Below are 19,393 nucleotides of genomic sequence, written 5' to 3' on the forward strand. Positions count from 1 at the left end.
CGCGACTGCAAGGAGCGTCTCCGGAAGCCGAGCGGGGAGGCACGACCCGCGAGGCAGTGAGTGAGCGGTCCGTTTTTGCTCGAGCTTTTTGCGAGTAGTGCGGGATCGAAGGTCCCACATACCGTGCGAACGGGCGGCTTCGCCGCCCGTGAGCAGAGAGTGGGACCCCGGAGGCGCGCCCGACGACGTACAAAGGTCGTCTTACAGCCAGCTTTCGATCTCGTCGGCCACCGGCCCCCGCCTGTGAATCTCGCCGGCTTCGACGTCGACGACGGTACTGCCGCCGCCCGGAGTCTCCCCGCCGTCGAGGAGGACCGCGGCGGCCTCGCGGATCGGCTCGCCCAGTTCAGCCAGTTCGCGGACACTGCCGGTCCCGCTGACGTTGGCACTCGTCGAGGTAACCGGGTGGAACGCGTCCAGGAGTTCCAGCGCCATCTCGTGATCGGGCACGCGCACGCCGACCTGCTCGCCGCCGGCGGTGAGTACGTCCGGCACCACGTCTTTGCGGTCGACCAGCACCGTCACGGGACCGGGCAGGAACTCGTGCATGAACGCCCGCTCGTCGGCGGTCGGGACGGTGTACTCCAGGGCGGTCTCGATGTCGGGCACGGCCAGCGACACGGGTTTGTCGCGGTCCCGGCCCTTGGCCTCGAAGACGCGTTCGACGGCGTCGGCGTCGGTGGCGTCCGCACCGAGGCCGTAGACGGTTTCGGTGGGGTAAACCACGAGGTCGCCGGCGGCAAGTGCACTGGCCGCGTCGTCGACGGACATATCCGACACTCGAACGGCGACGGCCAAAAGCGCGGGGATGGCGAGTCACTCCGATCGGGGTTCGGTGAGGTTCTCGACCCGACCGTCACAGTCGGGACAGGACGTGAGTCGCTCGGCGGAACAGCACCGCGCGCCACAGTCCAGACACTCGTAGAGGTCTTCGCCCTCGGCACACGGAGCCGGATCGGTCGGCGTTGGCATACGAGAGAGTGTCATACTCGACGCGAGAAATCGTTCGACGCACGGATCGAGTGGCGAGCGGTCCCGGCGTCGTCTCAGAGGTCGTCGATGGCGGCCTCGACCGCGTCGTAGTCGGGGAACTCGGGCCACTCGTCGGCGACCCAGGCGTACTGGATCACGCGTTCGGCGTCGAGCAGGAACACGGCGGGCCGGGGTTCGCTGACGCCGGCCATCCCGTCGAGGTCGTGGGCGATGTCGTACTGCTCGGCCACGCCGTTTTGCGGGTCCGAGAACAGGCGGTAGTCGGCGTCCTCGATCCCGCGTTCCTGGACGGTTTGCTTGTGTTCGTACGGCGAGGAGACCGAGAGGCCGACGACGGTCAGGTCGTCGTCACGCTCCCGGTGGCCCCACTGGCGGTCGCGAATCTCGTTCCACATGTAGGTCGTCGGGAAAGCCCCGTCCATGGTGTGAAAGAGCAGGAGGACTGGGCCGTCGGCGGTGAGGTCCGACAGCGCAGTATCTTCCCAGTACTCGTGGTTGACGAGGGGGCGTTCGAAGTCGGGGGCCTGCTCGCCTTCTTCGGGGTGGTCGGTGTCGGTGAGGTCGACGACCTCGAAGTCGAGTCCCATCGCCATCAGGCGGCACCTCCGGTCTCGTCGGCGTCCCCGTAGGTGCGGTCGAGATAGTCGACGATGTTGGCGCTTTCGGACATCGTGACGCCGGTGGCCTCGTCGACCATGGCGGGGACGGTTCGCTTGCCCGAGATGCGTTTGACCACGTCCCGGTCGGAGTGCATCGGTTCGACGAACCGCGACCGGTAGTCGAGGTCGTAGGCCTCGAGCTTGCGGACGACGCGTTCACAGAACGGACACGCCTGCAGGCGGTAGAGTGTGATTTCCGGGTCGCTCATCGGTGGGTCATTGGAGCGAGACCCGGGTAAGCCCTTCGGGCGTTCGTGCCGCGACCGCACGGACGCTCGCCGGAACGCGTCCGGAATCGGGGTCGAAAGCGCCGAAATCGCGGGATGGCGCGCATTACGGCGATGACAAGTCTTAATCCCGCCGACGGCAAAGTCAGCGGGTAATGGGCGCAGCCTCGGCCGTCGCGCCGCTGATCGAACCCCTGCCCGTCGCGGCACAGGTGCTGGGCGTGCAGTTGACCGACAGTCTCGTCACCGGCGTCGGGATCGCGGTCGTCTTCCTCTTGCTCGTGCTGTCGGCGTTTTTCTCCTCGTCGGAGATCGCCATGTTCTCGCTGGCGGCCCACCGCGTCGACGCGCTCGTCGAGGACGGCGTTCCCGCAGCGAAGACGCTGGAGAACCTCAAAGCGGATCCACACCGCCTGCTCGTGACGATCCTGGTCGGGAACAATCTGGTCAACATCGCGATGACCTCGATCACGACCGGGTTGCTGGCGATCTACTTCAACCAGGGCGTCGCCGTCGCCGTCTCGACGTTCGGGATCACCGCGCTGGTCCTGCTGTTCGGGGAGAGCGCCCCCAAGAGCTACGCGGTCGAGAACACCGAATCGTGGGCGTTGACCATCGCCCGCCCGCTGAAGTTCGCCGAGCGCGTGCTGTGGCCGCTGATCGTCGTCTTCGACTTTCTCACCCAGCAGGTCAACCGCGTCACCGGCGGCCAGACCGCCATCGAGACCTCTTACGTCACCCGCCAGGAGATCCGCGACATCATCGAGACGGGCGAGCGCGAGGGCGTGCTGGACGAGGAGGAACGGGAGATGCTCCAGCGCACGCTCCGGTTCAACAACACCATCGCCAAGGAGGTCATGACACCGCGGCTGGACGTGGACGCTATCTCGAAAGACGCCACCGTCGAGGAGGCCATGGAGCAGTGTGTCCAGTCGGGCCACGCCCGGCTCCCGGTCTACGAGGGGAGTCTCGACAACGTCATCGGGGTCGTCCACATCCGTGATCTGGTCCGTGACCGCAACTACGGCGGTGTGGCCGACGGGAACCTCGAACTGGAGGACCTGATCGAGCCGACCCTGCACGTCCCCGAGTCCAAAAACGTCGACGACCTGCTCGCCGAGATGCGCGACGAACGCCTCCACATGGTCGTCGTCATCGACGAGTTCGGGACGACCGAGGGACTGGTGACGATGGAGGACCTCACCGAGGAGATCGTCGGCGAGATTCTGGAGGGAGAAGAGGAGGAACCCATCGAATTCGTCGGCGACGACAGCGCCATCGTCAAAGGCGAGGTCAACATCGAGGAGGTCAACGAGGCCCTGGACATCGACATCCCCGAGGGCGAGGAGTTCGAGACCATCGCGGGCTTCATCTTCAACCTCGCGGGCCGCCTCGTCGAGGAGGGCGAGGAGATCGAGTACGACGGCGTCGAGATCCGCGTCGAGCAGGTCGAGAACACCCGCATCATGAAAGCGCTGGTCACTCGCAAGCCCCAGCCCGGCGAACCACACGTCGACGAGACGGACGACGAACCCCAGCCCGAAACCCAGCCCGAGTGACGCCCGTTTCCGCGCTCGATATCCACCCAGCACTCATCAGTAGAGAGATACCTATCGGGACACGATGGTTGGGGCTGCGGACGTGGTCGGCGTGGGGCTCGCGAGCGTCGCGATTCCGGCGTTCGGACTGATCGCCGGCGCGAGCAAGCACAGGAGCAAGCCGGGGGTGCGGGGATTCGTCGTGGCGGTCGTCGGCATCGGATGCTGGTCGCTGGCGAGCGGCCTTCGCGCGCTGGTCGGCGACCCGGGCGTCCAGTTCGTCTCGGTCGTCGGACAACTCACGGCCGTGAACGTGACGATCCTCGGCTGGGCGTTGCTGGTCGCGGAGTTCGTCCGCCGACGCCGGATCGGACTGTGGTCGAAACCGGTTGCGGCAGTGCTCGTGATCCCCGCCTGTACCGTCGCACTCGCCGTGACCAGCCCCTGGCACCACCTGGTGTACACGAGCGGGTCGGTCGTGACGGCGGCGGGATTCCGCCAGTTCGGACTCGGGCCGTGGTATCCGATTCACGTCGTCTACGTCCTGTCGCTGAGTATCGGTGCCGCGGTGGTGTTGTTCCGCGAGCTGCCAGGTTCGAGCGGGTTTCACCGACGGCAAGTGACGTTGCTGTTTCTGGGGTGGCTCGTCGGCACGCTCGGCGCGTTCGATTTCTTCCTCAAGAACGTCTGGCCGTGGCCGTTCCCGCCGTACGTCGACGTCACGCCGGTGGGGTTCCTGGTTGGGAGTGCCGTCTGGGGGCTTGCGCTGTTCCGTCACGACCTGTTCGAGCTGGTACCCATCGGCCGGCGGACGGCCGTCGAAACGATGCCGGACGCGGTGCTGACGGCCGACGTCGAGGGGCGGATCGTCGACGCGAACCCCGCCGCCCGGTCCCTGCTGGCCTCGGATCCCATTCGGAAGCGCGTCTCGGCCGTGTTCGCCGACTATCCCGGGCTCCTCGAACACTACCGCGATTGCGAGGAGCGGACGACGGACGTGCAGATCCTCGACGACGGGACCGTCAGACACTTTTCCGCGACGACGACGCCCATCGTCGAGCGAGGGCAACAGACCGGGACGGTGATCGTGCTGCGGGACGTGAGCGCGCTGAAGCGTCGCGAACAGGAACTCGACCGCCACAGGCAGGTCTACAACCGCATCGTGCGACACAATCTCCGGAACGAGCTCACGGTCATCAGGGGAAACGCCGAGGAGATCGCCCGGCGAGGCGACGGCCAGCTGACCGAGTTCGCTGACACGATCCGTGACCGGAGCAACGAACTCATCGAGACGAGCGAGAAGGCGCGCCGCATCATGCGCATCATCGAGGCCGATAGCCACCAGCTGACGGTCGAGAGCCGGACGCTCGTCGACGGCATCGCAGCGGAGATGCGCGAGCAGTACCCGTCGGCGTCGATCGAGACGAGCGGTCCGGCCAAAGCCTGGGTCAGCGCCCACGAGGATCTCGAGGTCGCCGTGGAGAACCTGGTCGAGAATGCCGTCGTGCACAACGAGGGGGCGCCGACCGTCGAGATTTCGATAGAGAAAACCGGCGAGACGGTCGAGATCGCCGTCACCGACGACGGGCCGGGCATCCCCGACAGCGAGATCGCCGTTCTCGACCGGCTCACTGAAACCGCCCTCGAACACAGCAGCGGGGCAGGTCTCTGGCTGGTCAACTGGATCGTGACGAAATCCGACGGCGACCTCGATTTCGCAGTGACCGACCGCGGGACGACCGTCACGGTCACCTTGCAGGCCGCGACCGTCCGGGGCGACGACGTGACGGAGTCCCGGGAGCTGGCTCACTGACGGGACACCGAGAGAGCCGCTGCCGTCACACGACCGCCGAGACGGCGATCTCGTTGAAGCAGACGGGGATGCCGAAGAAGACGGCGGTCTGAGCGATGGCGAAGGAGGGGATGAGCGCGGCGAGTGAGGGGGCGACCGAAGTGCCCTGCGGTGTGACCAGCACAGCTCAATTTGGCTCGTTGCCACAACGGTCGAGTATGCCCTCCTTCCGGACGAAGCGTGGTCGGTGCTACCTCGACGGGGGCACCCTGCGCATCGAGTCGAGTATCCGCGGGTACGCCCGCCGGCTCCACGAGGGGAACCGGCTCCTGTTCTGGGCGTCCGTCGTCGCCGTGCTGGTCGCGGTCGGGACGCCGCTCTCGCTGCTCCTCTCGGGCGAGTACCAGGACCCCTGGTTGATTCTCGGCGGCGTGGCCCTCGTGGTCGTGCTCGCTCGGGTCGGCAACTCCCTCTGAGGGTTCACGAGCGACGAGGCGATTCCGCTCGGCGACGTGGTGCGCGTCACGGCCACGGAGGGAACGACTGGCCTCACCCGGCCGCGGTTCGTCGTTCACTACGACCGCGACGGGGAGCGCGAGAAGCGGTACGTCATGCTGCCGTCGTTGTGGCTCGACCACGGCGAGGAGGCGTTCGAGCGGGCGAAAACGATCTTTCGCGACGTCGGAGTTCCCGTCGAGGCGGGCTAGCCACGCAACTGCGCGATGGCGGCCCGGAACTGGTCGTCGCCGCGGACGACGTGGGCGGCCAGATCCGCGAGGCCACCCAGCAGGCCCGCCAGTACGACGCCGGCCGCGAGATCGAAACCCACGGCGAGCGCGATGACAGTCCCGAGCAAACCGCCGACGACGGCGGCCGCGACGGACTGGCCCGGCGTGTCGCAGTAGGGGATCACGGGCGTGGTACGGTGTGGAAGCGAAAAAAGCTGACTCCGACCGATCAGGCCAGCAGTACGTCGACGGCGGTGAACACGCCGTAGCCCAGGGTAAAGGCGAGGACGAGCGACCCGATCCACGCGAGGACGGTGTAGCCCATCTTCGCGCCGCTGACGCCGCTCCCGCCGGCGGCGAAGCCGCTCCCGATGATGGCGCTGACGATGATCTCGTTGAAGGAGACGGGGATGCCGAAGAAGACGGCGGTCTGGGCGATGGCGAAGGAGGGGATGAGCGCGGCGATGGAGCGGCGCGGCCCCAGCGCCGAGTAGTCCTGGCTGAGCGCCTTGATCATCCGGGGCGCGCCGGTCCAGGATCCCAGCAGGAGGCCGAGCCCGCCGCCCAGCAGGACCGCGACGAGCGGAATCTCGAAGGGGTCGAGCAGGGGAAGCAGGGGGCCGAGCGCCAGACCCACCTGACTGCCACCGGCGGAAAACGCGACCAATCCACCGAGCGCGAGCAGGAAGTGGCGCTGGCCGGCTTCGGGGTTCCCGCGGAGGTCCCACCAGAGGACGACGGCGACGAGTGTCGCGGCCGCCAGCGTCGCGCCGACGTAGACGAGCAGCGACGAGAAGTCGGGGAGTGCGGTGGCGGCGACGCCGGTCAGCGACGCGGCTTCGCCGGGCGGTCCGAGGACGACGAACCGGACGTTCGCGAGGATCGCGCCGACGACGCCGGCCAGCAGGGGGACCGCTATCGACTCGGGGACCCGTTCGTCCCGGAGCGTCCTGGCGGTTCCGTAGGCGATGCCGCCGCCGGCGAAGGGGACGGCGACCCACAGCGCGACGATCTCCTGGTACTTGGCCCAGGCGGGGTCGCCGCCCAGCGCCAGCCCGACGCCGACGACCGCGCCGGTGACGGTGAAGGCGGTGGCGATGGGGTAGCCGGCGAACACGCCGATGGCGACCAGCACCGCCGCGGTGATGAGCGCGACGACGGCTGCGGTGGGCGAGAGCGTCACGTTCAGGATGAGTTCCCGGCCGACCGCCTCGGTGACGTTCGCGCCCTGCAGGACGGCCCCGGCCAGCCCGAGCAGGCCGACGATGAAGCCGGCCCGCATGACCGAGATGGCGTTGGCACCGACCGCCGGGGCGAACGGCGTCGACCCCGACGACCCCGCGCCGATGGCCCACGCCATGAACAGACTTGCGGCTCCGGCGACCAGAAACGTCGCGAGCGTGCCTCCAGCGACCATTCGATAGACGGCTACTGCGGGCACGCGTAATAAGCTGCCGTCATCGGGCGCTCGGCACGGCGGTATACATCGTTTTTTGCGCCGTGGTTGCCGAATCATTATACGTGATGGCGTGGACAGTGGATGGTAGGTGGGGGCAGTGGTACTCGAACGACTACGGCGGTTCGCCGGTCAGCACGGGGAGTACGAGTGTCAACGCTGTGGGTCAGAGTACGAGGCCCGGCGACAGGTTTGCCCGGACTGTGGCGGGTTCTCCATCGAACGGGACTGGTGACCCGAACGGGGGAGCGAGGGTCGTCCCCCGCACTGTTTTGGGTGTCGGTTGAGGGGGACGCGGCGACGACTCCTCGTGTGACGACCGAGCCACGGCGATACTATGAGTGAGACGAGTCTGTCCGACGACGCGCGGAGTACAGGTGCGGTCGAAGCCGCCGGATCGGCGACGGAGCTGATCGGTGAGACCCCGCTGGTCGATCTCTCGGCGTTCGCGCCGAACTGTTACGCCAAGGTCGAGGCGGCCAACCCCTTCTCCGTCAAAGACCGGATCGCCCGCGAGATGATCGCACAGGCCGAAGACGAGGGACTGGTCGACGAGGACACCCACGTCGTCGAGCCCACGAGCGGCAACACCGGCATCGGGCTGGCGTTCGTCTGCGCTGCGAAGGGGTACGACGTGACGCTGACCATGCCCGGGTCCATGAGCGAGGAGCGCCGCCAGTTGCTCCGGGCGCTGGGCGCGGACCTGGAACTCACGCCGGCCGACGACGGGATGTCGGGCGCGATCGACCGCGCCGAGGCACTGCTGGCAGAGGCCGACGACGGGTTCGTGCCCCAGCAGTTCGAGAACGACGCCAATCCCCGCGCCCATCGCGAGACGACCGGCCCGGAAATCTGGGCGGACACCGACGGCGCGGTCGACGCCGTCGTCGCCGGCGTCGGCACCGGCGGGACGATTACGGGCGTCTCGAAACACATCGAGGAGGACCGCGGCGCCTCACTGCGCTCGGTCGCGGTCGAGCCCGCGGGGTCACCCATCCTCTCGAAGGGCGAGGGCGGCTCACACGGCATCCAGGGCATCGGGCCGAGTTTCGTCCCCGACACCCTCGACCCGGACGTGATCGACGAGGTGCGGACGATCCACGAGGACGACGCGAAAGCGACCACCCGACGACTGGCCCGGGAGGCGGGTCTGCTCGTCGGGGTCTCCAGCGGCGCGGCGGCGGCCGCGGCGTTCGACGTGGCCCGGGACTACCCCGAGGAAGTGACCGTGGTGATCCTGCCGGACACCGGCGAGCGATACCTCTCGACGGGGCTGTTCGACGAGGCGTGACGGCGGTGACCGAACCGACGGGGACGACTACGTCCTAGCCGCGCCCTCGCTCTGACTCGATCCGGCGTCGCCAGTCGAAAACGAGACCGAGGCCGACGAAAAGGAGTGCCGTCACCGCTCCCTCCAGCAGTGTCGTCGACAGGTCGCCCCGATCGAGGAGCGGACTGATCGTGATCCAGGCCACGAACCGGACGACACCGCGTTTCAGTTCTCGCAGCTGAGTCGTGTCTGTCCATGCGTGACGATCTGAGAGACGGTCCAGGTGCTCCGGGCTACAGCGGCAGAACTGAAAGAAGTTCACTCCGGCTACAGGACGCCGGTTGACCGCCGCTTACTCCAGATCGAAGCGGTCGGCCCGCATGACCTTCGTCCAGACGTCGACGAAGTCCTCGACGAGCATCTCCTCGCCGTCCTCGGCCGCGTAGGTCTCCGCGATGGCCCGGAGCCGGTCGTGCGAGCCGAAGATGAGGTCGAGGCGGGTGGCCTCCCACTCGAGGTCACCCGTCTCGCGGTCCCGGCCCTCGTAGACGGTTTCCGAGTCGCGGGTCTGCTCCCACTCCGTGCCCATGTCGAGCAGGTTCACGAAGAAGTCGTTGGTCAGCGCGCCCTCCGCCTCGGTGAGGACGCCGAGGTGGGAGTCGCGGTAGGTCGCACCCAGTGCGCGGGCACCCCCGACCAGCGCCGTCAGCTCCTCGGCGGTCAGGTCGAGCAGGTCGGCCTTGTCGACCATCACTTCCTCGGCCGGCTTCTGGACGTCGTCGCGGATGTAGTTGCGGAACGGATCGGCCCGCGGCTTGAGCGCCTCGAAGGAGTCGGCGTCGGTCTGCTCCTCGGTGGCGTCGGTCCGGCCCGGCTCGAAGGGGACGGAGACGTCGTAGCCGGCCTCGGCGGCCGCCTCCTCGACGGCGGCGTTACCGCCCAGGACGATCAGATCGGCCAGCGAGACCCGGGTGTCGTCCGAGCGGGACTCGTTGAATTCCTGCTGGATGTCCTCGTACGTTTCGAGGGCCGTCTCCAACTCTTCGGGCTCGTTGACCTCCCAGTTCCGCTGGGGTTCCAGCCGGATACGGGCGCCGTTGGCACCGCCGCGCTTGTCGCTGTCGCGGTAGGTCGAGGCCGAGGCCCACGCGGTCTTGACGAGCCGGGTGCGTGAGAGGTCGGAGTCGAGAATCTCGGCTTTGAGCTGGTCGATCTCCTCGTCGCCGATCAGGTCGTAGTCGGCGTCGGGGATGGGGTCTTGCCAGACCATCGTCTCCTCGGGCACTTCCGGGCCGGAGAACCGCTCGGGCGGGCCCATGTCGCGGTGGGTCAGCTTGTACCAGGCCTTCGCGAAGGACATCCCGAACTCCATGGGGTTCTCCTGGAAGTCCTCCATGATTTCGCGGTACGTGGGGTCACGCTTCAGCGCGATGTCCGTCGTCAGCATCATCGGCGTGACCTCCTCGTCGGGGTTCTGGGCGTCCGGGGCCGCCTCGACGTCCTCGCCCTCCGTGGGCGTCCACTGCCAGGCGCCGCCGGGACCCTTCTCGGGTTCCCACTCGTACTCGAGCAGGTTGTCGACGTAGCCCATGTCCCACTCGGTCGGCGAGGACGTCCAGGGGCCTTCGATGCCGCTCGTCGTGACGCCCTCCTCGCGGGCGGTCTCGCCGTCCTGCCAGCCAAGCCCCATGTTCTCGATGGGTGCTTCCTCGGGGTCGGGGCCGTGTGCGTTCTCGGTGCTGTCGGCACCGTGGACCTTCCCGAAGGTGTGCCCGCCGGCGATCAGCGCCGCGGTCTGTCGGTCGTCCATCGCCATCCGGGAGAAGGTCTGACGGATGTTCTCCGCCGACGCTTCCGGATCCGGTTGGCCGTCCGGGCCTTCGGGGTTCACGTAGATGAGGCCCATGACGGAGGCGCCCAGGCCCTCCTGGATCTCGCCGGCCTCGTCGAAGCGCTCCTGGGTCTCGAGTTCCTCCTCGGGCCCCCAGTCGACGCCCTTGTCGGGCTCGAAGGAGTCCTCACGGCCGCCGGCGAAGCCGAAGGTCTGGAACCCCATCGACTCGACGGCGACGTTCCCCGCCAGGATCATCAGGTCGGCCCACGAGAGGTTGCGGCCGTACTTCTGTTTGACCGGCCAGAGCAGGCGGCGCGCCTTGTCGAGGTTGGCGTTGTCCGGCCAGCTGCTGATGGGGGCGAAGCGCTGGCGGCCGCCGGCGGCGCCGCCACGGCCGTCGTAGGCGCGGTAGGTGCCGGCGCTGTGCCAGGCCATCCGGATCATGAACGGGCCGTAGTGGTCGTAGTCCGCTGGCCACCACTCCTTGGGCTCGGTGATGACCTGCTCGATGTCGGCTTTGACCTCGTCGAGGTCGAGGCTCTGGAAGGCCTCGCCGTAGTCGAAGTCGTCGCTCACCGGCCCGGCATCACGGGCGTTCTGGTCGAGGATCTCGAGGTCCAGCCGATTTGGCCACCAGTCCGTGTTCGGTTTTCGCGCGTTAGGGGACGGCGTCCCTGGTGATGACTCGTCGGATGACATTGTGTGCTCGTTCCTAAACAGTGCCTCGCTGGATACAAATGTTTGGTTATGACCCGAGAGTATTTTTACGCACACCGAATTGATTTTTGTCTTTGAATAGGGGCCACCGCGGGCGCAGCGACTCGGCGGTCCGATCGGCAGAGTGGTCGGCGACCGCGTCGGGGGTCTGCTCGCCGCCGTCACCCGTCTTCGGGGGCGGGTTCGTTGGACTCGGCGACGAGGTCGTCGCTGGGCTCGGGCGGTTCGACGCCCTCGGCGGCGGCGACGGTGTCGGTGTCTTTGGGCGTGTCGACGTGCCAGCGGTCGACCGAGGACTCGTAGTCGGCGAGTGTGTTCGACACCCGGATCTTCAGGTCGTCGTCGTTGACGTTGACCTCGAAGACGTACTCGGGGGCCTCGCCGCGGCCGGAGCGCTGGAGGTTCGCGGAGACGAGTTCGTTGTCGAAGTAGTAGGGGGCGATCTGGGTCATCACGTTCTTGTAGACGGCCCCCTCGACGGCCCGGAGGGCCTTCCGGCCGGCCGAGTCGGCGGCGCGGGCCACGTAGTCGATGGACTCGCCCCACTTGTCGACGGCCTCGTCCGGGTCGTCGTCGAGTTTCTCGTAGGATTCGGTGAGTTTCTCGCCGGCTTTCTGGAGGTCCTCGTCGGGTTCCTTGCCGGCCTTCTCCCCCTCGCCCTCGTCGACGCTCGCCTGTTCGGCGGTCTTCTCGTTGACGTCTTCGTCGAGTCGTTCGTCGGATTTGGGCCGCCAGTCGTCGAATTCCGCCAGTGCGTCCTCGTCGACGGCGTCGACGTCGGAGTCTTCGGCGAGGTCCGTCAGCGCGCGCACGATCCGTTCGCCGTGTTCCACCACGTCGACCCAGCGGCCACGCTGTTTGAACCCCGAGACACTCTCTTCCATCGGTTCTCCACGGGTAAGGTACGACCCAATATAGCTTTTCCCCCATCCTCGGCAGTCGTCAGCGGAGCGGAAGACGGGCTTTTCCGTCCGAAACTTCTACCTCGGTGTCCATGCCATCCGCACTGTTCGTCGTCAGCGAAGAAGGTTACTGGGGCGAGGAATGTATCGAACCGCTCACCACACTCAGCGACGCCGGAGTCGACATCGAGGTCGCCACCCCGAGCGGGCGCGAACCGGTGATCGACGAGCGCTCGATCGACCCCGAGGAGGTCGGCGAGGAGACCGCCGAACACGTCCGTGAAGTCGCCGAATCCGACGAACGACTGGCCGACCCGACGCCGCTGGCACAGGTCGATCCCGGCGGGTACGACGCGGTCGTGTTCCCCGGCGGCCACGGCACCGCGTGGGACGTGAACCAGGACCGGCACGCCCGGGCCGCGCTCCGGACGGCGGTCGAGGCGGGCGACAGCAAGGCGCTGGTCGTCTGTCACGCCGCCGGCATCCTCGCGTTCACCCGCGATTCCGACGGCGGGTTCCTCGTGGAGGGCCGTGACGTGACCGGTTTCCCCAACGCCTGGGAGGAGGGCATCGTCGACGAGAACGACACCATGCCCGACGGGCGAAAACTGCCATACTGGGTCGAGGACGAGGTGCGCGCGGCCGGCGGGAATTTCGACCCCGACCTCGGTGACGACACGTCCGTCACCGTCGACGGCGACCTCGTGACTGCGCGGGGGCCGCCGTCCTCGCACGCGGCCGCCGTGACGCTGCTGGCGGAGATGGGCGTCGAGTACTGACGACCGTCGGCCAGCGTGCCAGCGGCCGCGATCCGTCCGATTTTATGCTGTCGGCGGTGACATCGCCAGTATGGCCATCGAACGACGCGGCGACGCGTACCTCGTCACGCACGCGCTCGCCACGCACACGCTCTCGGACCTGCGTAGTGTCGAGACCGAACAGGTCGCCTTCCGCAAAGGACTCGTGAAACTCGGCCGCATCTGTGGCTACGAGATCATCGACGGGGCGATGGACACGGAGTACGTCGAGATCGAGACGCCGCTGACCGACACGATGGGCGAACGCGTCACCGGCCTCGACGATGTGGTGATCGTCAACGTCCTCCGGGCGGCCACCCCCTTCGTCGAAGGGCTTCTGAAGGCCTTCCCGCACGCGAAACAGGGTGTCATCAGCGCCGGCCGCGACGAGAGCGCCGGGATGGACGACGAGGGGCAGTTCCCCATCGACGTGGACTACGAGAAGATGCCCGAGATCACCGACGAGGACACCGTCATCGTCGCCGACCCGATGCTGGCGACGGGGTCGACCATGACCGCCGTGCTGGAGCGGGTCACCGCCGCGGGCGACCCCGAGAACCTCCTGGTCCTCTCGGCGGTCAGCGCCCCGGCCGGGATCACCCGCGTCGCCGAGCAGTTCCCCGCTGTCGACCTGCTCACCGTCAGCATCGACGACCACCTCGACGACGACGGCTTCATCGTCCCCGGTCTGGGTGACGCCGGCGACCGCGCGTTCCGCACGACCTGACCCGACAGTGTGGGGAATGTCGACGCACGTCGAAACCCCCCGGTTTCACCTGGAAAACCGCAATACAACGACCGATCTGTAACCTGCACCCGAACACCAGTTCGGCTATTTATATGTCAGCGTGTTCGACCGTGCTGGCGGTGTGACCGCGTCTCACTCGATGGTCGCCCGGCCGCTGGTCGCGCTCCGGATGCGGTCCCGGAGGGCGGCGGCGTCGGCGACCGGGACGCGCACGTCGAAGGTCACGTCGGCCCGGTACTCGGCGTCGAACTCGACGCCCTCGGATTCGAGGATGCCACGGACGGTGCCGGAGTCGTCGTATTCGACGGTTATCGAGAACGACTCGTGGGGACGGCGTTCGGTGATCCCGGCGTCCTCGACGGCGACCGTGACCCCCTGTGAGTAGGCGCGGGCCAGGCCACCCACGCCGAGTTTCGTCCCGCCGTAGTAGCGGGTGACGACGACGACGACGTTCTCCAGGTTCTCGCCCTGGAGGACGTTCAGCGCGGGTTTCCCGGCGGATCCGGAGGGTTCGTCGGCGTCAGAGGCCCACTCGGTGAGCGGGTCGGTCCGGACGCGGTAGGCCGGGACGTTGTGGGTCGCGTCGGCGTACGCCTCGCGGATCTCTTCGACGAAGGCCTCTGCGGCCTCGACACTGGTCGCGGGGGCGGCGTGGCCGACGAACTCCGAGCCCCTGATCTCGAAGGCGGCCCGGCCGCGCCCGGCGAGGGTCCAGTAGCGGTCGGTCACTGGCGGGGATAGCGGGGCGAGGATCAAACCCCTTCCGCCGTCGTTTTCGGGGCCGAGCCGTGCCGACCTTATTTGTCACTCGGGCACCCTGTAGGGGGTATGTCACGGTCGACCGGTGACGAAATGCTCGACGAGATGCTCGGCGGGGGCGTGCCCGAGGGCCGGACGCTCCTCGTCCGTGGCCCGTCGGGCGTGGGAAAGAGCCGCCTCGCGATGCAGTTTCTCGACGCGGGCGCCGACGCGGACGAGGACTGTCTGTACGTGACCACTGACGAGCCCCTCGGGGTCGTCCGGACATCGCTGGACCCGGCCGAGCGCATCACGCTCGCGGCCGTCCACCGGGACACGAGCGGCGGCGGCGGTGTCCGCTTCGTCACCGCCGACGGTGCCGACACGATCCCGTTCGGTTCGCTGATCGAGCGCCTGAGCGAGGACCAGTGGGACCGGCTGGTCGTCGACGGGGCCGGCGGGCTGGTCGAACTCGCGCCGGATCGCGAGCGGGGCCGTCACGGCCGCTTTCACCTGCTCGAACGGCTCGACGACCACGAGACGACGGCGGTGTTGACCGCCACTGACGACGAACCGGAGTCGGTCGCGCGCCTGGCCCACGGCGTCGTCGACTGCTGGCGCGAGGAGGTCGAGGGCGACGCCCGACCGTTCTGCCGGGTCGAGAAACTCCGGAGCCGGGACCACGACACCCGCCGGCACGCACTCGCCCACGACGACGACGGCGTCGCCGTGTCGGCACGGGAGTGGGCGACCCACGAGGACCCCTTCCGGACCGGTATCCCGGGCCTCGACGACCTCACCGGCGGGTTCGTCCGCAACGGGACCACCCTCCTCGAACACGACGGGACGGCCGACCACTGGCCCTTTACCGCCGCGCTAACCGCCCGCGCCGTCGAGCAGGACGCACCGGTCGTGCTGGTGACCGCGCCGGGAACGCTCGTCAACCGGGTGGACGGCCTGCTGGCCGAGGCGGTCGCCCCAGTCACCGAGTTGATGGACCGGAACCTGCTGTACCTGATCGACCCAATCAGCCGAAGCCCGAACGAACCGGTCGTCGCCAGCCTCGACTCCGACAACGTCGTCCTGCAGGCGGAGGAGGGCAGTATCCAGGAGGCGTTCCGGACGCTGGTCGCGGAACTGGGCGGTCGGGTCGAGGAGGCCGTGGCGATCATCGAACACTCGGCGATGGCCCACCTGGTCACCGAAAACGAGTCCCGACAGCTCTACTACTGGGCCGACGGCAACGTGATGAACGGCGAGTACGACCTCACACTGGTACTGGCCGGCGACCGCTCGGTGGCCGGCGACCGGCTCACCGCCTTCTTCTCGGGCGTCGCGGATCAGGTGATGCGCACCTGGCGCGGGAGCGACGAACTCCAGTACCTCTCGGTCCCCAAATCGCCCGCCGGGACGCCCGGCCACACCCGCGTCGTCGAACCGCTAGAGGACCCCCCGTACGTCCAGTTGCGCTGACTCACTCGCGGCCGCCCCAGACGCGTTTCTCCGGAATCTCGACGGTCACGTCCCGGGTCAGCCGGTACTGGCAGGAGAGTCGCGGATAGCCGAACCGGTCGGCCAGCCGGTCGTGCCAGTGGTCGGGGGCCGTCTCGCCCTCGCGGATACGCACCCCACAGGTGGCACAGAACCCGCGCCCCCCGCAGTTCAGCCGCTCGGTGTAGCGAGTGTAGGGGGAGATGCCGGCGTCGCGCAACACGTCCCGGAGGACCGCGCCGACGGGCGCGGTGAGCTGACGGGTTCCGTCGTCGGTACGGACCGTGACGGTGACGGCCTCGGCGGCGTCGGGCCTGCCGTCGTCGGCGTCACCGTCGGCGGGCGGCGACTGGTCGGTCACTGCAACTCGATCTTGCGCACGTAGTCGCGGTCACGGATCTCGTTGAGGAGGTCGCCGGGCAGGGCCGCCTCGGTCACGATGTAGAGCTTGGGGTCGACGGCGAACTCGGGGTCTTCCGAGACGGTCTGGCGCATCGAGATGCCCTCGTCGGCGATCATGCCTGCGATCTCGGCGACGATGCCGGGCTGTTCGGTGTCGTAGACGTCGACGGTCAGGACGTGCAGGTCCAGCACCGGAGCCAGGTCCATCAGGCTGGGGATCTGGGAGATGTTCTGGAAGATCCGCCGCAGTTGCTCGTCGTCGAGGATGGCGTCGGTCGTCGAGTCCACGACCCGCCGATCCACGTCGATCTCCCGGGCGATGCCGGTGTTGGGAATCTCGATGCCGCCCGAGACGACCCGGCCGTCGTCGTTGACCGAGAAGCCCCGTTCGAGGAGGAGCCGGATGACCGCCTGCTGGGAGGGACTGCCCTCGAATTTCTCCATGATCTCCGCGAACATACTCCCCAACACGACCGCCGACCGTAGTATGTCTTGGCATCGGGACGTCCGGGCGACGGCCGAAACCGTGACGCCCGGGTCATAAAGACGCGTCCCGATTCGTGAGAACCGGTACCAGTGAGGCCGACGACGGGGACACGAGATGCAGATAACCGGAGTCACGCAACATCACGTCAGCCAGCCGCTCGAGGATAGCTTCGGACCGAACTGGATCCCCGGCTACCCGCAGGGGAGCCACGAGGCCGAAGTGTTCGAGATCGAGACCGACGCCGGCATCACGGGCGTCACCGCGAGCCCGAGTTTCGCCGGCGGGCTCGACTACGCCACACCGCTCTCGCTGTTCCTGCAGGGCGAGGACCCCCACGACGTCGAGGGGATCATGCGCAAGCTGGAGACCGTCGACCTGATCGGGCCGCGGCCGTGGCACCTCGAACTCGCGCTGTGGGACATCGTCGGCAAGGACGCCGGCAAACCCGTCTACGAGTTGCTCGGCGGGAGCGACGACCCGATCCGGGCCTACGCCAGCACCGGCGAGGTCCAGCCGGCCGACGAGCGCATCGAGTACGTCCAGGAGCGCGTCGACGAGGGGTTCGAGGCCGTCAAGCTCCGGATCGCCGAGCGGTCGGATCTCGACGTGGTTCGTGCGGTCCGCGAGGCGTTCCCCGATCTCACGCTCATGGTCGACGCAAACAAGGGGTGGGCGGTCCGTGTGATGGAAGAGGAGACCCAGTGGTCGGTGGCCGAGGCCGAAGCGGTCGCCCGCGAGCTGGCCGACATCGGCGGGATCGAGTGGTTCGAAGAACCGCTGCCACGCCACGACTACGCGGGATACGCACGCCTGCGTGACGCCGCCGAGGTCCCCATCGCCGGCGGGGAGTTCAACGGCGGCCCACAGGAGCTGTACGAGTTCCTCGGCCGCGACGCCGTGGACGTGCTTCAGCCCGACGCGGCGCTCGTGACCGGGATCAAGCGGGCCGTCGAGGTCGCCGGGGCCGCCCGGAACCAGGGCGTGCGGTTCGTCCCGCACACCTGGACCAACGCCATCGGCTTCGCCGCCAACCTGCACGTGATGGCCGCGGTCGGCGCCGACTGGTGTGAGTTCCCCCACGACCCGCCGTGGACGCCCGAGGCGTGGTCGGCACCGATCCACGGCGAGTTCGCCGCGGACGGCACCGTCACGCCGCCCCAGGGGCCGGGACTGGGCGTCGAACTGAACCGCGACCTGCTGGAGGGCGACCGATGACGGTCCTCGACGAGTTCCGGCTGGACGGGTCGGTCGCGCTGGTGACCGGCGCGGCGGGCGGGCTGGGCAGTGCCTTCGCGGCCGCGATGGCCGAGGCCGGCGCGGACGTGGTCGTCGCGGATCTCGACGAATCCGGCGCGCAGGCGGTCGCCGACGACCTCGAAGACGAAACGGAGGCCGAGACGCTGGCCCTGGAAGTGGACGTGACCGACGAGGCGGCCGTCGAGGGGATGGTCGAGGCGACGCTCGACCGGTTCGGTCGGCTCGACGCCGCCTTCGCGAACGCGGGCATCGGCGAACTCGAACGCCCCGTCGAACACTACGAGATGGCCCAGTGGGACCGCATCGTCGACGTGAACCTCCGTGGTGTGTGGCTCACCGACCTGTACGCCGCCCGCGCGATGGCCGAGCAGGAGTCCGGTGGGTCCATCGTCAACACGGCCTCCGTCTACGGGCTGGTCGGCAGTGACGCGATGGGGTACAACCCGGCCTACGCCGCCTCGAAGGGTGGGGTCGTCAACCTCACGCGGACGCTCGGGGCCGAGTGGGCCCCCGAGATTCGGGTCAACGCCATCGCGCCGAGTCACGCCCGGACGAACATCGGCGGCGGCTACCTCGACGAGGACAGCCGCGTCGGGCAGGACATCGAGGAGGATATCGTCGAGAACACGCCCGCCGACCGGATCGCGGAGCCCGAGGCGCTCCAGGGGATGGCCCTGTTCCTGGCCAGCGAGGCCGCCCGCTACTGCACCGGCTACACCTACGCCGTCGACGGCGGGTGGCTGGCCCGGTAACGGCGTGTCGTCGAGCGATTCGTTTCCGGTGGATTCCCGTACACCGGCGAGAACACCGGTGAGAGGTGTATTTACGGACGCCAGTGTGAGAGAGAGAGTGGTTTAATTCAGCGCACAGGCTAGAATTACAGTCGTCGACGTATTGTATCAAATACGATGGGCCGAGAGACGCGGGAGTTACAGATGCACGTCACGCCCACGGAGGTCGCGGCCGGGGAGACATCGTACGTGAGGGTTGTTGACGGAGAGGGGGTTCCCGTTTCGGGCGCAGTTGTGTCTCTCTCGTCCGGCGAGAGGGCGACGACGGATCAGGAAGGCATGGCCGCGTTCGTGACCGACGAACCAGGACAATACGTCCTCACGGCAGAGAAATCCGCCGGCGAGTATGCCGAGTTCATCTCCGACAACGCGATCGTCGAAGTACGAGCGGAAGACGTTCGATCCGAACCCTCGGAACCGACGGAGCTCGACGGTGGCGACAGCGATGTGACTGGTACCGAGGCGCAAACGGAGTCGCAATTTTGGGATCAGGTACGGGTCGGGATCGAACGAGGACTGCCGACGATAATCTACGAAGGAAGCGACACGTGACACACAGAAGACAG

24 protein-coding genes are annotated in these 19,393 nt (G+C 67.9%); 11 read left to right on the forward strand and 13 right to left on the reverse strand.

All coding sequences use genetic code 11. The features are described 5' to 3' along the window. Window positions 1-201: 201 nt before the first annotated feature. The 4 genes from MU521_RS05430 to MU521_RS05445 all read right to left on the reverse strand — a co-directional run bounded on the left by MU521_RS05430 (window position 202) and on the right by MU521_RS05445 (window position 1,861). Window positions 202-771, reverse strand: coding sequence for an L-threonylcarbamoyladenylate synthase (locus MU521_RS05430; protein ID WP_175452756.1), 570 nt, complete (start codon window positions 769-771; stop codon window positions 202-204). Between the two features lie 45 nt (window positions 772-816). Further along, window positions 817-972 carry a rubrerythrin-like domain-containing protein gene (locus MU521_RS05435; protein ID WP_139171044.1) on the reverse strand — a complete coding sequence of 52 codons (156 nt, stop codon included), beginning with the start codon at window positions 970-972 and terminating at the stop codon, window positions 817-819. A gap of 74 nt (window positions 973-1,046) precedes the next feature. After that, the gene (locus MU521_RS05440) at window positions 1,047-1,580 is read right to left on the reverse strand and encodes a redoxin domain-containing protein (RefSeq protein WP_092688384.1); all 534 of its coding nucleotides are present in this window, start codon (window positions 1,578-1,580) and stop codon (window positions 1,047-1,049) included. Window positions 1,581-1,585: 5 nt separating this feature from the next. Beyond that, a complete protein-coding gene (locus MU521_RS05445; protein ID WP_092687645.1) occupies window positions 1,586-1,861 on the reverse strand; it encodes a glutathione S-transferase N-terminal domain-containing protein in 276 nt (91 codons plus the stop codon). A 173-nt stretch (window positions 1,862-2,034) separates the two neighbouring features. Here MU521_RS05445 and MU521_RS05450 point away from each other — a divergent pair, with 173 nt between their 5' ends. Beyond that, window positions 2,035-3,438, forward strand: a complete 1,404-nt coding sequence (locus tag MU521_RS05450) for a hemolysin family protein (RefSeq protein ID WP_092687642.1) — start codon at window positions 2,035-2,037, stop codon at window positions 3,436-3,438. A 64-nt stretch (window positions 3,439-3,502) separates the two neighbouring features. Beyond that, entirely contained in the window at window positions 3,503-5,230 is a 1,728-nt protein-coding gene (locus MU521_RS05455) for a histidine kinase N-terminal 7TM domain-containing protein (protein WP_092687639.1), read from the forward strand. Window positions 5,231-5,255: 25 nt separating this feature from the next. Here the strand turns inward: MU521_RS05455 and MU521_RS05460 are convergent, their stop codons facing one another. Next, window positions 5,256-5,393 carry a hypothetical protein gene (locus MU521_RS05460; protein ID WP_175452751.1) on the reverse strand — a complete coding sequence of 46 codons (138 nt, stop codon included), beginning with the start codon at window positions 5,391-5,393 and terminating at the stop codon, window positions 5,256-5,258. Between the two features lie 34 nt (window positions 5,394-5,427). On the opposite strand from MU521_RS05460, the gene MU521_RS05465 reads away from it, so the two are divergent. Further along, the gene (locus tag MU521_RS05465) at window positions 5,428-5,685 is read left to right on the forward strand and encodes a hypothetical protein (protein ID WP_092687636.1); all 258 of its coding nucleotides are present in this window, start codon (window positions 5,428-5,430) and stop codon (window positions 5,683-5,685) included. 36 nt (window positions 5,686-5,721) lie between these two features. Beyond that, entirely contained in the window at window positions 5,722-5,916 is a 195-nt protein-coding gene (locus MU521_RS05470) for a hypothetical protein (RefSeq protein ID WP_092687633.1), read from the forward strand. Here MU521_RS05470 and MU521_RS05475 read toward each other — a convergent pair. Continuing rightward, a complete protein-coding gene (locus tag MU521_RS05475) occupies window positions 5,913-6,122 on the reverse strand; it encodes a hypothetical protein (RefSeq protein ID WP_092687630.1) in 210 nt (69 codons plus the stop codon). The genes MU521_RS05470 and MU521_RS05475 overlap by 4 nt on opposite strands. A gap of 44 nt (window positions 6,123-6,166) precedes the next feature. Beyond that, window positions 6,167-7,354 carry an inorganic phosphate transporter gene (locus MU521_RS05480; protein ID WP_092687627.1) on the reverse strand — a complete coding sequence of 396 codons (1,188 nt, stop codon included), beginning with the start codon at window positions 7,352-7,354 and terminating at the stop codon, window positions 6,167-6,169. Window positions 7,355-7,730: 376 nt separating this feature from the next. Here MU521_RS05480 and cysK point away from each other — a divergent pair, with 376 nt between their 5' ends. Further along, the gene (gene cysK, locus MU521_RS05485; RefSeq protein ID WP_092687624.1) at window positions 7,731-8,684 is read left to right on the forward strand and encodes a cysteine synthase A; all 954 of its coding nucleotides are present in this window, start codon (window positions 7,731-7,733) and stop codon (window positions 8,682-8,684) included. Between the two features lie 34 nt (window positions 8,685-8,718). On the opposite strand, the gene MU521_RS05490 is transcribed toward cysK, so the two are convergent. The 3 genes from MU521_RS05490 to MU521_RS05500 all read right to left on the reverse strand — a co-directional run bounded on the left by MU521_RS05490 (window position 8,719) and on the right by MU521_RS05500 (window position 12,098). Further along, window positions 8,719-8,868 (reverse strand): hypothetical protein, encoded by a 150-nt coding sequence (locus tag MU521_RS05490; RefSeq protein ID WP_175452755.1) that lies wholly within the window; start codon window positions 8,866-8,868, stop codon window positions 8,719-8,721. A gap of 147 nt (window positions 8,869-9,015) precedes the next feature. After that, a complete protein-coding gene (katG, locus tag MU521_RS05495; RefSeq protein WP_092687618.1) occupies window positions 9,016-11,196 on the reverse strand; it encodes a catalase/peroxidase HPI in 2,181 nt (726 codons plus the stop codon). A gap of 179 nt (window positions 11,197-11,375) precedes the next feature. Continuing rightward, entirely contained in the window at window positions 11,376-12,098 is a 723-nt protein-coding gene (locus tag MU521_RS05500) for a DUF5828 family protein (protein ID WP_092687615.1), read from the reverse strand. 110 nt (window positions 12,099-12,208) lie between these two features. Here MU521_RS05500 and MU521_RS05505 point away from each other — a divergent pair, with 110 nt between their 5' ends. Together MU521_RS05505 and upp are read left to right on the forward strand one after the other, a co-directional pair. Then, window positions 12,209-12,895, forward strand: coding sequence for a type 1 glutamine amidotransferase domain-containing protein (locus MU521_RS05505; protein WP_092687612.1), 687 nt, complete (start codon window positions 12,209-12,211; stop codon window positions 12,893-12,895). A gap of 70 nt (window positions 12,896-12,965) precedes the next feature. Then, window positions 12,966-13,640 (forward strand): uracil phosphoribosyltransferase, encoded by a 675-nt coding sequence (gene upp / locus MU521_RS05510; protein WP_092687609.1) that lies wholly within the window; start codon window positions 12,966-12,968, stop codon window positions 13,638-13,640. 153 nt (window positions 13,641-13,793) lie between these two features. Here upp and MU521_RS05515 read toward each other — a convergent pair whose 3' ends face one another. Then, a complete protein-coding gene (locus MU521_RS05515; RefSeq protein WP_092687606.1) occupies window positions 13,794-14,390 on the reverse strand; it encodes an IMPACT family protein in 597 nt (198 codons plus the stop codon). A gap of 99 nt (window positions 14,391-14,489) precedes the next feature. Here MU521_RS05515 and MU521_RS05520 point away from each other — a divergent pair, with 99 nt between their 5' ends. Beyond that, window positions 14,490-15,872 carry an RAD55 family ATPase gene (locus MU521_RS05520; protein WP_092687603.1) on the forward strand — a complete coding sequence of 461 codons (1,383 nt, stop codon included), beginning with the start codon at window positions 14,490-14,492 and terminating at the stop codon, window positions 15,870-15,872. A 1-nt stretch (window position 15,873) separates the two neighbouring features. Here MU521_RS05520 and MU521_RS05525 read toward each other — a convergent pair whose 3' ends face one another. Next, a complete protein-coding gene (locus MU521_RS05525) occupies window positions 15,874-16,251 on the reverse strand; it encodes a 2Fe-2S iron-sulfur cluster-binding protein (RefSeq protein ID WP_092687600.1) in 378 nt (125 codons plus the stop codon). Beyond that, entirely contained in the window at window positions 16,248-16,751 is a 504-nt protein-coding gene (gene trpY / locus MU521_RS05530; RefSeq protein WP_092687597.1) for a TrpY family transcription regulator, read from the reverse strand. The genes MU521_RS05525 and trpY overlap by 4 nt, the downstream gene beginning before the upstream one ends. A 142-nt stretch (window positions 16,752-16,893) precedes the next feature. On the opposite strand from trpY, the gene MU521_RS05535 reads away from it, so the two are divergent. The 3 genes from MU521_RS05535 (at window position 16,894) to MU521_RS05545 (ending at window position 19,379) form a co-directional block, all read left to right on the forward strand. Next, the gene (locus MU521_RS05535; RefSeq protein ID WP_092687594.1) at window positions 16,894-17,994 is read left to right on the forward strand and encodes a mandelate racemase/muconate lactonizing enzyme family protein; all 1,101 of its coding nucleotides are present in this window, start codon (window positions 16,894-16,896) and stop codon (window positions 17,992-17,994) included. Beyond that, window positions 17,991-18,788, forward strand: coding sequence for an SDR family NAD(P)-dependent oxidoreductase (locus MU521_RS05540; protein ID WP_092687591.1), 798 nt, complete (start codon window positions 17,991-17,993; stop codon window positions 18,786-18,788). Before MU521_RS05535 ends, MU521_RS05540 begins: the two co-directional genes overlap by 4 nt. Before the next feature lie 183 nt (window positions 18,789-18,971). After that, a complete protein-coding gene (locus MU521_RS05545) occupies window positions 18,972-19,379 on the forward strand; it encodes a hypothetical protein (protein ID WP_139171043.1) in 408 nt (135 codons plus the stop codon). The last annotated feature ends 14 nt before the right edge of the window (window positions 19,380-19,393 follow it).

The sequence above is a fragment of the Halorientalis regularis genome (assembly GCF_023698535.1).
Classification (GTDB): Archaea; Halobacteriota; Halobacteria; order Halobacteriales; family Haloarculaceae; genus Halorientalis; species Halorientalis regularis.